Source organism: Bacillus sp. ISL-39 (assembly GCF_018613295.1).
GTDB lineage: Bacteria > Bacillota > Bacilli > Bacillales > Cytobacillaceae > Mesobacillus.
In genome coordinates this window covers 147,325-159,741 of record NZ_JAGGQM010000005.1, presented here as the reverse complement: position 1 = coordinate 159,741, position 12,417 = coordinate 147,325, and the positions used below count along the sequence as shown (strand labels likewise).

Below are 12,417 nucleotides of genomic sequence, written 5' to 3'. Positions count from 1 at the left end.
CTGTCGAAAAAGTAAGATAAAAGTAGAATTAAAATCCGATAATGGCAAACCCAGGGAAATCTGGGGACGCAAAGCTACAGGGGCTAAAGTCATCGACCATGCCAGCCAGTTGCCGAAGATTCACATAGCTTATGCATGTGCTGTTCTTCGGACAGCACTTTTTTGTCGATTTTAATTCCAATATGGTAAAAGTGGAGGTATTGGAATGAAGAAGATTTTAGCATCAACATTTTTGACAGGAATGCTGGTTTTTGGAACAGGAGTCTCTGCAGATGAGATAGTCGAAACAGTAGATCCGGGTACGACTCCTGACGAGTTTTTATTTACCTTTGATCAATTGTTTGAGGAATTGAAGCTTCTGCTAACCTTTGATGATGAACAAGAAGCCCAGCTTCTGCTTGAATTCGCGAATGAGAGATTAGCTGAGGCCACAGCAATGTCAGCTGAAGAAAAAGAAGAGTTCGTTCAAGCAGCCTTTGAGGAATACTTAGCGGCACTTGAGGTAGCCCAGGAAAAGGTAACGGAAGTGATTGTAGAAGATGGGACCGATGCTGAAGGTGAAGAAAATCTGACAGATGGGCTTGAAGAAGCATCTGAAGTTGAAGATGAGTTGACTGAGGGCCTTGAGGATGAGCTGAAGGAAGAAGTGGAAGAGGCAACCGAGCAAGCAAAGATCGTTGCTAATGTTGTGAAAGACTTGGACCAGGAAATGGTTGCCCAGCTGCGTGAACAGGAGTTAGGATATGGCCAAATCGCCCAAATCTTCTGGCTTGCAGAAGCAGCTGGCAAAACAGTCGAGGAAATCACTGCCTTATATACAGAGGAAAAGATTGGGTTCGGACAGGCCGCCAAACAGCTAGGTGTCCATCCATCGCAAATGAAAGGTCTCACATCAGGCAAAAAACAGGAATCTGAAAAAGAAATAGATGAAGATACAGAAACAGATGAAAACATCGAGGCGTCCGAAGAAGAGAGCAGTACAGAAGAAGCCGAACAGCAAGTGGATGAAACTGAAGTTGTAAATGAAAATGAAAGTGATGAGACAGCCACTGAACAATCCACTGTAGAGCAGGTGAGTGTTGCTTCGACACAAAGTATTGAAAAAGATGAAAAGAAGTCTGAAGAGAAACAGGCTATAGCATCAAAAAAAGCTGAAGAAAAACAACTTGAGACTGAAAAGAAAGCTGAAGCCAAGCAAAAAGAGGCAGCCGAAAAAGCAGAAAAGCAACAAAAGGAAGATGCAAAAAAAGCTGAAGAGCAACAAAGAGAAGCAGACAAAAAAGCTGAAGAAAAAAAGCGTGAAGAAGCCAAGAAAAATAAAGAAAAACAAGGAGATGAAGCCAACCAAGAAGATGATGAGCAGGACGATGACGGTGATGAAAAGGGAAACAAGGAAAAAGGGAAAAATAACGGTAAGTAAAAGTTAACATAAGTCAATGCCAGAAAACTACCTGGCAGTTAGATTCCAATCAATTGACGGAATGCGCCCAGTCATGTATCATAATCCTATACACTTGAATAGTTTCTCCTAAAGGGGAGTAGCTTTCACAACAGAGTCGTCATTACGGAGATCACTCCCGGCTTTGTTGGCAACGATCGTTGTTAGCAAGACCTTTGCCATATTTTTTGGTGAAGGTCTTTATTTGTTTTCGGACCTTCACCTGAGCGGGTGAAGGTCTTTTCATGGGTAACCATATACGAATGAGCCTTTATAAGATCATAAGAGAGAAATTATGGTCACAATAAGGCCGATAAAGTACCCTTTGCCACATTCAAGTAAAAATGAAAAGTGTAGAAAAGAGGGTTTCCCATAAGCACGCGCATGAGAAAGGAATGTAGAAACATTTTATAAATCTTCTATAGATATAAAGAGGCATTTTCCTAACGATAAACATAAATTTAAGTATTGGAGTGTGGATGTTGTGAAGAAATTAAGAATTAGTTTTAATGATCTTGTCAAAAAGAACAAGGAAGAATTGTTAGCAGACCAAAAGCGGATCGAGATAATTGAGAAGCGGCTTGATGACAAATACACCAACCCAAAATAGTTAATAGACGGAGGAACAGGATGTTATTACGGAAGTATATGTCTTTGCTGGGAGTAGGCTCCGCCCAGATTGACCTGATTTTGGTGAAGGATGTTTTAATTCCTGGGGAGTCAGTGAATGGAAAGTTCTTGATCAAGGGAGGTACGGTAGACCAGGACCTTCAGCTGATTGAGTGTGCCCTTGTCATGGTTAACTTAAAGACAGAAGCAGAAAAGGTACTGGATACTGCCACAATTGATGTGCCGTTAAGGATCCAGCCAGATGGGGATGATGAGGTGCCGTTCAGCTTCCTGCTGCCTGCGGATGTTCCTCCTTCAAACAAGGATATCTCTTATCATTTTAAAACCAAGCTGGTCTTTAAGCAGGGAACAGAAAGCTGGGATGAAGATATGATCAAGGTGGTAAAAGGGAATCAGTAAGTATAAAAAACCTTTTCCATCTTTTATGGAAATAGAGAAAGGGGCAAGAGAATGAATCAATATGAACATCTGGCAAACAGTGTTGTTTATTCAATCCGAGGATCAAAAGCAGCTTTAGTTCATAAAGATTCATCACTAAAGCTGGTTGGAGAAGGGAGAAGTGCTTTTGCGTTCAGAATCAAAGGAACGGATCTTGTTCTAAAGGTTTTTTTTCCGCAGTTTGAGAAGGTTGCAGCAGAAGAAGCGGGTATTTATAAGGAGCTTGCTGGAAATCCATTTTTCCCTGCTCTTCATGAATCGGGAAGCAATTATTTGGTAATGGATTATGTCCAAGGAATGACACTCTATCAATGTTTGGTAAATGGCATGCCGATTGCCGCGGGCCACATTGAGGAAGTCGATCAAGCCCTTAAGCTTGCGAGAGAGAAGGGATTAAACCCATCCGACATACATTTGCGGAACATTATCATCACTCCAGATGATGAAGTCAAGCTTATAGATGTGGCTCGATTCAGGCAGACAAAGCGATGTTCCCAGTGGGAGGACTTAAAAACGGCCTTTTATAAATTTTACAGGCATGACCGCTTTCCAAAGAAAATGCCAGAACCTGCGATGAATATAATTGCTTTTATTTATAAAAAAGGACTGCTGCCATCTATTAATTAAAGCATGGCTGCCAGTCCTCTTTTTATTTTTCTCAATGAGATACCTACGAAGCAAGGAGGTATAAGAAACAGTCTTTATCCATTACATATTTCCCGTATGGAAGGCCGGAAAAGGCAAAAAAATGCTGCCTCACTTGTTTAGCAGAACAAGATGGGCAAGGCCTATAAGTGCAAAAACTTGTCCTGCATTCTGAACCTGCGGTATGATGGTTTATAACAGTGCATTTTGAAGATAAGCCGTAGAAGCATATATATAAAATTGTCATTGAACACATGGAGGAATCTAAATGACCACAGAACTGCAAGCATTAGGAGAAGCAATTGTCAGCAGGAAGCATGAAATCGCTAAATCTGTCCACAAAGATAGGTATTCTGAAGCAGTTTTAACGGAAGCACAGAAATATGACCTTGGAAAAATTGAACAGCAGATTCTTGAGATCCGGGCGAACTTCATTGAAATTTTCGGCCAGGCATTGATTGATCATGAAGACCAGGAAAAAGCATTTGATAAAATTACAGACTGGGGAAAAGAAACCGGAGAGTATATCTACAAACTCGGTGCATCACTCGATGAAGCACTTAAAGATACAAGCTATTACCGAGAGCATATCTGGAGAGCAATCAAAGAAGAAGCGAAGGATATGTCCGCTTCTGCCATCTTTGGTGTATTAGATATAATTGATCCATTAATGGACCATGCTATATACAGCTTCAGCCTTACGTTCGTCGACGCTCACCAAAAAAGCCTTGAAAATGCCAAAACAGCGTTGCTTGAGCTGTCAGTGCCAGTCGTTCCATTAATGCCTGGAGTCGGTGTATTGCCTCTTGTCGGAAACGTTGATACTGAAAGGGCCCAGCTATTGATGGAAGAAACATTGGACCAGGCTGTAAAACTCAAGCTTACTCACCTCATCTTTGATGTGTCCGGGGTAATGATTGTCGATACGATGGTTGCGGACCAGCTGTTCAAGGTCATTAACGCCCTGTCACTAGTAGGGGTAAAAACAATCATGACGGGTATCCGTCCTGAGGTTGCCCATACAATGGTGACGCTTGGTCTAAACCTTGAGGGCATAATGGTAAAATCAAATCTTCATCAGGCATTCAAAGAGATCCAGACTCTGTAAAATGCATAGATTCGAAAAAGCTGCTCAGGCAGCTTTTTTTTTTGCGATAAAAGGAGGAATTACCATATAAGAAGAGAATTTTTTTATTTAATCTAAGTCTGTTTTCGTAAAGATTGTTGTTAAAATCCCAAAGCCGATTTAAACGTAATTCAAGCTATTTAGTAGGTCGGTATTAAATTTGCATGTTCTTTTCTCATTATTAGAGTCAACTTTGCAAAGAAACATAGTTCATTCAATCCTATTTTGCGGTCAATAGCAGCAAAGTTTGAGAAAAGAACCTAATCTAAAGACAAAGTGATGATGTTTTATGACTAAAATGAAACCTGATAAAATCCATATCATCGGGTCTGTTGCAAGCGGAAAGACGACCCTCGCCAGGAGCCTTTCAACCCGATACAACTTGCCTCATCATGAGCTTGACAATGTTGTCTGGCAAAGAACAGATACAGGGGATGTTAGACGCGGCGAAAAGGACCGAGATGACTATTTGCAGTCTATCATTAAAGAGGATGCGTGGATAATCGAGGGTGTCCATTATGAGTGGGTTTCGAAAAGCTTTGAAAACGCAGATATGATCATATTTTTGGACATTTCCTATAGAAAACGGATATACAGGATCATCAGAAGGTTCGTCTTGCAAAAGCTTGGACTCGAAAAGGCAAATTACGTTCCGACTTTTAAAATGTTCAGGAAGATGTTTATTTGGAATAGGTATTTTGAGGAGAAGAGCAAACAGGAAATCGTAGCCATTCTTGGCACCCATCAGAATAAGCTGTGGATTGTAAGAGAGCCTGCAGAGCTTGAGAAAAATTTATTTTCGGAGGAGAAGTCATGGAAGAACTGACTATACGACCTGCTGAAGAACAGGACATTCTAAGTCTATACCACTTAATGACCCAGTATATAGTAGATTTTTATAAGAAACCCGAACCGAATGGAGCTGAACTGAAAGATTTGATTCAACACTTGCTTGATCATCCAGACTCGGGTTTGCAGTTCGTGGCAGAATTAGAAGGAGAAATCGTTGGATTTGCAACCTTGTATTATACTTTCAGCACCCTTCAGGTAAAAAGGGCAGCAATTCTGAATGATTTATTCGTTGCAGACGGCGCCAGAGGCCAGAGGGTAGGTGAACAGCTATTTGAAAAATGCCTCAATCATATCAGGGAGAATGAATTTGCCTATATGACATGGGAAACGGCCAAGGATAATTATATTGCCCAAAGCCTTTACAATAAAATGGGTGGAAGACAATCAGACTGGATTGTTTATGAAATAAAATAGAAATCACTGTCTGGATTGGTAAGTCTGCACTCCCCGAGTCGAATCTCGTGTATTTTACAAGGTTAACACCTATACTATAATGTGAAATAACGAACTGGAGGGATCCATCATGCAGATTGAAATGTGGACTGACTTTGCTTGACCGTTCTGCTATATTGGCAAAAGGCGTCTGGATGACGCTATTAAACAGATAGATCACCCAATTGAAGTGACGTATCGATGCTTTGAACTCGATCCGAACATGAAACGGGATATCGATTATAATATGTATGAAGCACTTTCAAAAAAATATGGGATGAGCATTGACCAGGCGAAAGCGAGCACGCAAAATATGGTGCAGATGGCGAAGGAATCCGGGCTTGAGTATAATATTGACACACTCATCTTGACCAATACATTTGATGCTCACCGTTTGACGATGTTTGCGAAAAAGCATGGACTGATGGCAGAGATGACTGAAAGAATATTACGTGCTTACTTTACCGATTCGAAGCACATTGGAGACCATGGAACATTGACAGAATTGGCTGTTGAAGTTGGGCTTGACCGCGAAGCAGTAGAGAAAATGCTTGCCAGCGATGAAATGGCCGAGGAAGTCCGTGCAGATGAAAGTACTGGCCAACAGTACGGCATCACAGGTGTACCATTCTTTTTGATCAATAAAAAGTATGCGATTACCGGTGCACAGCCGACTGATGTGATTGTCCAGTCACTAAAGAAAGTCATTGCCGAAAATGAAATCACCGTTTTGAGCGGCGATGACGGAATGACCTGTGATGACGATGGCTGCGAAATTCCTAATAAAAAGAACTAGTCCCCGGACTAGTTCTTTTCTTTGTTCTTATATAAATTCCACGATTTCCTCGACCGGTATACGGGTCGTAGGATGTCCTGGCACAGCAGCCTTTCCGATAGGCAGGAGAAGGACTGGCATATAGCGCTCATCAATGTTGAATTTTTCGATGAATTGCTGCTTGTTGAACCCGCCCATTGGAACAGTATCATAACCCCGCGCTTTGGCAATCAGCATGATCTGCATGGTAATAAGGCCGGCATCGAAAGACGCGATGTTCTCCCTCATACCGACTGGTGCAGCAGGGTATAATTTATTTGTATTCTCAATCATTCTGTTCATTGTTGTGTCGTCCATATATCCAGCTTCAAATGAACTGCGGTATACTTTTTCGCCATTATGGTACATTTCTCTGTCTGCGAGAACTGCAATAACGGCTGAAGAAGTTTCGACCTGCTCCTGATTATTGGCGATTGCTCTGAGTTCTTTTTTTGTTTCCTCGTCCTGGATGACGATGAACTTCCATGGCTGAAGATTGCTTGAAGATGGGGCAAGGGCAGCTTCTTTTAAAATATCTAAAATCTCTTCCCGTGAAATCTTGAAGTCAGGATCATATTTTCTGACAGAACGTCGTTCACGTATGACACTGGACAGGCTTGTCTCAGGTGTGTTCATTATTAATTCCTCCAAAGTTGTAGTTACTTTTAGTAAGCAGTATACAGGTTACTATTAGTAAGTAATGAAGTCAAACAGTATGACCGGAATCTGTCATTCCAATAACTGGCTATGGGAAGGTAGAGGGAGACAAAAAGCAAGGGTGCCCGTTTTCACGAAACACCCTCACTTAGTCTTTTCAGACAGTAATTCATACCATTCTGCCGTTTCTTTAGAACTCTTGCTATTGATAAATATCTTGTCATGATCCGTTTCTATAAATAAATAAGGCTGGGAATCTTTGTGGATAAAGAGCAGGCTGCTCCCGTAACCCATTACTTTGAAATGTCCCTTTGCCAACGTTGCAAGGCCGAACCCATTTTCTTTCCATGTCACTTCGGGCATTTCCTCCAGAAGTTCTACATGACGAATTTCTGCATAGTCCCATTCTTTGCCATACATGCCTGTGATTTCAAAAGAATCATCATAGTCCTTAAGTTCAAAGTCCTGATACCCCAAAAAATAAAGACCCACCACAAACCCAATCGTTCCAATGGCGAGAAGGCTGCTGAAGATATAGCTTCGCTTTCGCTTCTCCCTAACTTCATATTTGGAAAGGTAAACCAGACCGCCGAGTAAGAATAGTATCAGGAAGCCAAACTGGACTTCCAGGGCATATTGAAAAGATGTGAAACTTAATGGCAGCAAAATGGCCATTCCCGCGCCCGTGGCGAGCATCAGCTTCCCGACCCTTTGTGGATAGCCATTCTTGATTAATTGCTGCTGCTCATCCTTTGGTTTGCCATTGAAATTGGATATCAGCCAGTACCACTCCTTTTTCACAATCGCCCAGCCGAAGAACAGGAACAGAAGGATCGTAAAAAGCTGGATGCCAATAAATAAAGTCATCAAAAACACCCCCACAACAATACCTTTTCTTATAATACGAATTGCCTGGAACATAAGTTTCGCTTACGGACAGAAATTAGGCAATAGAGATGAAAAGTGTCCGTCACGCCCCCGATGACGGACAAAAATTAGGCAGTAGAGATGAAAAAGTGTCCGTCATTAAATTAATACGCAGCATCTCCTATTTACTAACTCACTTAATGCCAAAAAGAAAAAGCTGCCAGTTTCAACCGGCAGCTTTTACAGTTATTTACGAGCTTATGCTTTGCTCGGTTTCTGCGGAGGCTCTTAAATTGCGTGACCTTAGGAAAAAAATCGTGGTCATCGCGATCGACAATGCACCGAACATGACGCTCATATTCTGGAGGCCGACTGCGTCGAGCAGGAATCCGGTCATTAACAGGACAACCTGGAAGAAGACGCGGTCCATCATATTCCGGAACGAGAAGAAACGGCCATGAAAATCTTTTGGCACTTTGGTCTGGAAGATGGTAGCGGCTGTCGGGAAGAAGCAGCCTACAGAAAAGCCGAACAACAGAAAGGCGATGATCGTCAGGACTGACTGGTCAGCAAAATAGAGCATCAGCTGTGAGAAGCCGATCAGCATCGAGCTGGCAAACAGGATTTTATATGGTGAAAACTTATAACTGATTTTCTTGATCAAAAATGCGCCGCTCATGAAGGCGAGACCTTCTGCGGTATAGATCCACCCCTTGATGGCAGTACTGTCCTGGAGTTCACTGATATTGATGACAACCAGGTTGAAGCCTCCCAGGAAAATAAGCGGAATCAGGGTCAAAATCAAGGTCATCATCACAATCGGCAGCTTGACGATGACAGGAAACACATCTTTGAAGCCTTGTTTTTGCCCGCCTTCTGTGACATTAGTGGTTTTCTTGTTTTCATCAAACTGCAAAAACCAGGTCAGTCCGAACAGGACGATGTAGGCAGCCATAGAAAGGAGATACACTGCATTCAAAGGAATGGCAACAAGCAAGATTCCTGCAGCGGCAGTCCCGATTATACGGGACAAGGTTGACACATTCATATGGACTCCATTCAGCTGCAATAAGTCCTTCTCACTAACAACAAGCGGGATCGCTGCCTGGAGTGCCGGAAAGTAGAAAGCGGCAGATATTTGCAATAACACAAGGAACACAAGCATCCACCACACTGAACTGGTTTGAAGGGCAATCAGCATGAAAACGACACTGATTATTCGTAAGAAGCCTGATACCAACATGACAGACTTTTTGCTGTATTGGTCGGTCAACCTTCCCGCGAGTGGTCCAACAGCAATCCCGGCCAGTAATCCAGCAGCCAGCAGCAGCGATTTTAAAAAATCAGAAGGAATTTGTTCCTGCATAAACTCAAGATTTCCTATGATTCCAAGCCATAATCCTAACCCGGCAATAAACTCGCCGGTCAATAAAATCCAGACATTCTTATTTTTCCACATACTGATAGTGCCTCTCGGTTTCTAATGAATTTTTTCATATGTTCAATTATCTGATATTAGTGAAACTTCGTAAAGCTAAATATTTTTAATAATATATTCTCATAACGTTAACTTGATGAAAAAAGATACGGGACTGTGAAATTTATACCATTTAAAATAACTATTTCCATTCTTTTGTACGAGTTTTCCCTTTTCTGCAACAGGGAATGGTAAAGGGATATGAAAAGGGAGGTGTTTTTGCTTAGGACGCTGGAAATAATCATACATACAAGTTAAAGAGAAGTGGGAGTGGGAAATTTGAAAAAGTACATAAAGAGGATGGCAGCAGCAGGATTGATTGTTGCTGTACTTGGTTTTGGGCAGACAGGAGCTCAGGCAGCAAGCACAGGAATGGGGTCAGTTGGGTCAGATGTTACATATGTGCAATCTATTTTGAAAAAGCTTGGTTATTTTAATACGAGTACCACTGGCTACTATGGGCCAATCACTGCTGAAGCAGTGAAGCACCTTCAGAGGGACTTTGGCCTTGAACCGATTGGCGGCGTCGGCCCGCAGACGTCCAGGCTGATTCAGGAAATCGAGACGATGGCTCATGTGGTATATGGGGAATCCCGGGGGGAGAGTTACCAGGGACAAGTTGCAGTGGCTGCGGTGATTTTGAACAGAGTAGAGTCTAAAGATTTTCCTGATAGCGTTCATGATGTCGTTTTTCAAAGAAATGCTTTTACAGCGATAAATGACGGCCAGTACAATCTTAAGCCGAATGATACAGCTTACCATGCTGTAAAGGACGCAATGCTCGGATGGGATCCTTCTTATGGTTCCGTTTATTACTACAATCCAAATCTTGCGACTGATCAATGGATTTTTACAAGGACAGTGACCAAACAGATAGGCAATCACCACTTTGCGTATTAAAGAGTGCGACCAGCACCGGTTTCTTAGAAACCGGTGCTTTTTATGCATTTCGCGGTAAAAAAGGAACAAACTATCTTTTAAACCAGGCACTTTTTACAGCGGAGGCCTTATAACTCGAAGCTGGGAAAAAGCTGCTTATGAATTTACGTTAAGCCTATTAATAAAGGGGTGTTAAGTTTGAATATAGATATAGACCAGCTTGCTGCAAGCCTGCCTGATTTCAGCACTCATGAGGAAGCAAGGGAATGGTTCAGTAACAGGTTTGGGACACAATTTATCCAAGAAGAAGAAGATTTCTCTGAAGGTAAGCGTGTCTATTATTACCACATAGTGAAAAAACGTGAGGATTATGATCGCTATATGGCCTCATTAATGGAAGATGGAAAGATGGAGCTTAAGAGCATGGAGCCTTTCGAAAGCTATTCAACAGTGGAAATCAGTGAGGATGGAGATGTAAGTATTTCGATTTAGGGAGGAACAGGAATGAAAAAGAAGGATAATCAATTCAAATTAAGCTATGAATCCGATGGGAAAATGGATAACAAGAAAAACGAAGAAAAGAAGAAGAACAAGAGTGCAAATTTTTTTAACGTAACGCCTGACAGCGAATAAAGCGCGGTGAAGGAGTAATATTATGGCTGAAGAACATATTGAACGGGCATCCGAAGAAGATTTGCCTGTCATTGGCCGCATGTTTGCGGAATGCAAAGAGTACCTTGAGTCGAGAGGCATTCTGCAATGGGATGAGCAATATCCGAACCATGAGTATTTCGAAAATGCGATGCAGGGTGAAGAGTTGTTCATATTGAAAAAAGGAGAAGCCGCAGCAGGCGTGATGGTCCTCGATGAGTGGCAGGCTCCTGCATGGGAGAATGCAAATTGGTCAGAAACAAAAGGTAAACCGTTGATTCTCCATTCGTTTTGTGTCGACCCGTCTGCACAGGGTGGCGGATATGGCAGCAAAATGCTGCAGTTTGCCGAGAACTTTGCGAAGGATCACAGCTATGGTGCACTTAGGCTAGATACGTATTCAGGAAACGAAGGTGCGGTCCGCTTTTATGAAAAAAGGGGCTATAAGATTACCGGAAAAGTAATGATGAATGGAAAGCCTGAAGGACATGAGTTATATGTATGTTTCGAGAAATTATTCTTATAAAAAACAAAAACAAGCCTGCACTCTTTAAGGAGAGCAGGCTTACATACCTAATTGCGCGGATCGACATAATCCGGGTAATCCGTGATAATGCCATCCACCTTCATATCAATCAGGAATTGGGCGGCTTCAGGGCTTCGGACTGTCCAGGATTGGATTTCCATTCCAAGGCTGTGGACTTTATCCACAAGTTCCCTGGTAACAAGCCCATAACTTGGATTGAACAAGTCAGCGTATTTGGCGAACTCCTGAAGGGCGGCATCCGTTGTATGGAGACTTGAATAGGTTAAGACACCAATAGGTACATTTGGAAGCAGTGCATCCACCTTTTTCATCGATTCAAAGTTGAAAGATTGGATAATAATCTTGTCATTTTGCGGCTTATCCAGATTTCTTTCCTTTAATTCCTGCGTTACTTCTTCTTCGATTCCGGGATAAAGCTGAGGTGCTTTCAATTCTATTAATATGCCGATTTTGCCGTGATAGCGGTCAAGTATCTCTTCGAAGGTAGGGATCTTTTCACCGGCAAATTGCTCCCCTTTGAAGCTCCCGGCATCAAGGCTACGCAGTTCTTCCAGTGTCAGCTCGCCAACTTTGCCAGTACCATCTGTTGTCCGATCTACAGTAGTGTCATGAATGATAACCAATTCGCCATCCTTGCTGCGCTGTACATCAATTTCAATGTAATCCGCCTTCATTTCCAGTCCCATATCAAATGCGGCGATTGTGTTTTCTGGTGCATAACCGGCAGCCCCGCGGTGGGCGACAGTATCAAACTGCCTCAATTCTCCAATGGTGGTCTCAGCAGCAAAAACCTGCTGGAAAGGACTAAGCATGAGGGTTAAGGCAACTCCGGTTCCGATTAATGTTTTCTTCATTTCTCCATCTCCTCTGCATAAAGTATGTAACAATGATAGATTAACGGAGAAATGTTTAGAGCATGTGTCGCATCTGTTTAAAAAGAGTAATGGAATTATAAAATTATTTA

General features: G+C 42.2%; 16 protein-coding genes and 1 riboswitch. Of the genes, 12 read left to right on the top strand and 4 right to left on the bottom strand.

Annotation, left to right across the window (positions count from 1 at the left end; all coding sequences use genetic code 11):
* Positions 1–33: 33 nt before the first annotated feature.
* A riboswitch (cyclic di-GMP riboswitch) is annotated at positions 34–117 on the top strand.
* A gap of 88 nt (positions 118–205) precedes the next feature.
* From J7E37_RS06875 to J7E37_RS06840, 8 genes are all read left to right on the top strand, one after another.
* Positions 206–1,420 carry a DUF5667 domain-containing protein gene (locus J7E37_RS06875; protein ID WP_215023189.1) on the top strand — a complete coding sequence of 405 codons (1,215 nt, stop codon included), beginning with the start codon at positions 206–208 and terminating at the stop codon, positions 1,418–1,420.
* A gap of 502 nt (positions 1,421–1,922) precedes the next feature.
* Positions 1,923–2,048 carry an FbpB family small basic protein gene (locus J7E37_RS06870; RefSeq protein ID WP_214780454.1) on the top strand — a complete coding sequence of 42 codons (126 nt, stop codon included), beginning with the start codon at positions 1,923–1,925 and terminating at the stop codon, positions 2,046–2,048.
* Positions 2,049–2,068: 20 nt separating this feature from the next.
* Positions 2,069–2,467: a sporulation protein gene (locus tag J7E37_RS06865; RefSeq protein ID WP_214780456.1), complete on the top strand. Its 399-nt coding sequence runs from the start codon at positions 2,069–2,071 to the stop codon at positions 2,465–2,467.
* A gap of 51 nt (positions 2,468–2,518) precedes the next feature.
* Positions 2,519–3,133, top strand: coding sequence for a protein kinase family protein (locus tag J7E37_RS06860; RefSeq protein ID WP_214780458.1), 615 nt, complete (start codon positions 2,519–2,521; stop codon positions 3,131–3,133).
* Between the two features lie 286 nt (positions 3,134–3,419).
* Complete coding sequence (locus tag J7E37_RS06855; RefSeq protein ID WP_214780460.1) at positions 3,420–4,259, top strand: STAS domain-containing protein; 840 nt, start codon at positions 3,420–3,422, stop codon at positions 4,257–4,259.
* 307 nt (positions 4,260–4,566) lie between these two features.
* Complete coding sequence (locus J7E37_RS06850) at positions 4,567–5,103, top strand: P-loop NTPase family protein (RefSeq protein WP_215023187.1); 537 nt, start codon at positions 4,567–4,569, stop codon at positions 5,101–5,103.
* Positions 5,091–5,543 (top strand): GNAT family N-acetyltransferase, encoded by a 453-nt coding sequence (locus J7E37_RS06845; RefSeq protein ID WP_215023185.1) that lies wholly within the window; start codon positions 5,091–5,093, stop codon positions 5,541–5,543. Before J7E37_RS06850 ends, J7E37_RS06845 begins: the two co-directional genes overlap by 13 nt.
* Before the next feature lie 154 nt (positions 5,544–5,697).
* Positions 5,698–6,357 carry a DsbA family oxidoreductase gene (locus J7E37_RS06840; protein WP_353049993.1) on the top strand — a complete coding sequence of 220 codons (660 nt, stop codon included), beginning with the start codon at positions 5,698–5,700 and terminating at the stop codon, positions 6,355–6,357.
* 27 nt (positions 6,358–6,384) lie between these two features.
* Here J7E37_RS06840 and J7E37_RS06835 read toward each other — a convergent pair whose 3' ends face one another.
* The 3 genes from J7E37_RS06835 to J7E37_RS06825 all read right to left on the bottom strand — a co-directional run bounded on the left by J7E37_RS06835 (position 6,385) and on the right by J7E37_RS06825 (position 9,358).
* Entirely contained in the window at positions 6,385–7,011 is a 627-nt protein-coding gene (locus J7E37_RS06835) for a nitroreductase family protein (protein WP_215023181.1), read from the bottom strand.
* Positions 7,012–7,176: 165 nt separating this feature from the next.
* A complete protein-coding gene (locus J7E37_RS06830) occupies positions 7,177–7,899 on the bottom strand; it encodes a DUF3784 domain-containing protein (protein WP_215023179.1) in 723 nt (240 codons plus the stop codon).
* A 250-nt stretch (positions 7,900–8,149) separates the two neighbouring features.
* Positions 8,150–9,358, bottom strand: coding sequence for an MFS transporter (locus J7E37_RS06825; RefSeq protein ID WP_215023176.1), 1,209 nt, complete (start codon positions 9,356–9,358; stop codon positions 8,150–8,152).
* 288 nt (positions 9,359–9,646) lie between these two features.
* Here J7E37_RS06825 and J7E37_RS06820 point away from each other — a divergent pair, with 288 nt between their 5' ends.
* The 4 genes from J7E37_RS06820 to J7E37_RS06810 all read left to right on the top strand — a co-directional run bounded on the left by J7E37_RS06820 (position 9,647) and on the right by J7E37_RS06810 (position 11,432).
* Positions 9,647–10,276 (top strand): cell wall hydrolase, encoded by a 630-nt coding sequence (locus J7E37_RS06820; RefSeq protein WP_483297201.1) that lies wholly within the window; start codon positions 9,647–9,649, stop codon positions 10,274–10,276.
* Positions 10,277–10,453: 177 nt separating this feature from the next.
* Entirely contained in the window at positions 10,454–10,747 is a 294-nt protein-coding gene (locus J7E37_RS06815) for a hypothetical protein (protein WP_215023174.1), read from the top strand.
* A gap of 12 nt (positions 10,748–10,759) precedes the next feature.
* Complete coding sequence (locus J7E37_RS22210; RefSeq protein ID WP_285290295.1) at positions 10,760–10,888, top strand: hypothetical protein; 129 nt, start codon at positions 10,760–10,762, stop codon at positions 10,886–10,888.
* Between the two features lie 22 nt (positions 10,889–10,910).
* Positions 10,911–11,432, top strand: coding sequence for a GNAT family N-acetyltransferase (locus J7E37_RS06810; RefSeq protein WP_215023172.1), 522 nt, complete (start codon positions 10,911–10,913; stop codon positions 11,430–11,432).
* A 47-nt stretch (positions 11,433–11,479) separates the two neighbouring features.
* On the opposite strand, the gene J7E37_RS06805 is transcribed toward J7E37_RS06810, so the two are convergent.
* Positions 11,480–12,307 carry a glycerophosphodiester phosphodiesterase gene (locus J7E37_RS06805; protein ID WP_215023171.1) on the bottom strand — a complete coding sequence of 276 codons (828 nt, stop codon included), beginning with the start codon at positions 12,305–12,307 and terminating at the stop codon, positions 11,480–11,482.
* Between the last annotated feature and the right edge of the window lie 110 nt (positions 12,308–12,417).

Coding starts and splice junctions, on each gene's coding strand:
- J7E37_RS06845 (WP_215023185.1), top strand. CDS start 5,091: ATGGAAGAACTGACTATACGACCTGCTGAAGAACAGGACATTCTAAGT.
- J7E37_RS06825 (WP_215023176.1), bottom strand. CDS start 9,358: ATGTGGAAAAATAAGAATGTCTGGATTTTATTGACCGGCGAGTTTATT.
- J7E37_RS06855 (WP_214780460.1), top strand. CDS start 3,420: ATGACCACAGAACTGCAAGCATTAGGAGAAGCAATTGTCAGCAGGAAG.
- J7E37_RS06865 (WP_214780456.1), top strand. CDS start 2,069: ATGTTATTACGGAAGTATATGTCTTTGCTGGGAGTAGGCTCCGCCCAG.
- J7E37_RS06830 (WP_215023179.1), bottom strand. CDS start 7,899: ATGACTTTATTTATTGGCATCCAGCTTTTTACGATCCTTCTGTTCCTG.
- J7E37_RS06875 (WP_215023189.1), top strand. CDS start 206: ATGAAGAAGATTTTAGCATCAACATTTTTGACAGGAATGCTGGTTTTT.
- J7E37_RS06810 (WP_215023172.1), top strand. CDS start 10,911: ATGGCTGAAGAACATATTGAACGGGCATCCGAAGAAGATTTGCCTGTC.
- J7E37_RS06860 (WP_214780458.1), top strand. CDS start 2,519: ATGAATCAATATGAACATCTGGCAAACAGTGTTGTTTATTCAATCCGA.
- J7E37_RS06850 (WP_215023187.1), top strand. CDS start 4,567: ATGACTAAAATGAAACCTGATAAAATCCATATCATCGGGTCTGTTGCA.
- J7E37_RS06805 (WP_215023171.1), bottom strand. CDS start 12,307: ATGAAGAAAACATTAATCGGAACCGGAGTTGCCTTAACCCTCATGCTT.
- J7E37_RS22210 (WP_285290295.1), top strand. CDS start 10,760: ATGAAAAAGAAGGATAATCAATTCAAATTAAGCTATGAATCCGATGGG.
- J7E37_RS06835 (WP_215023181.1), bottom strand. CDS start 7,011: ATGAACACACCTGAGACAAGCCTGTCCAGTGTCATACGTGAACGACGT.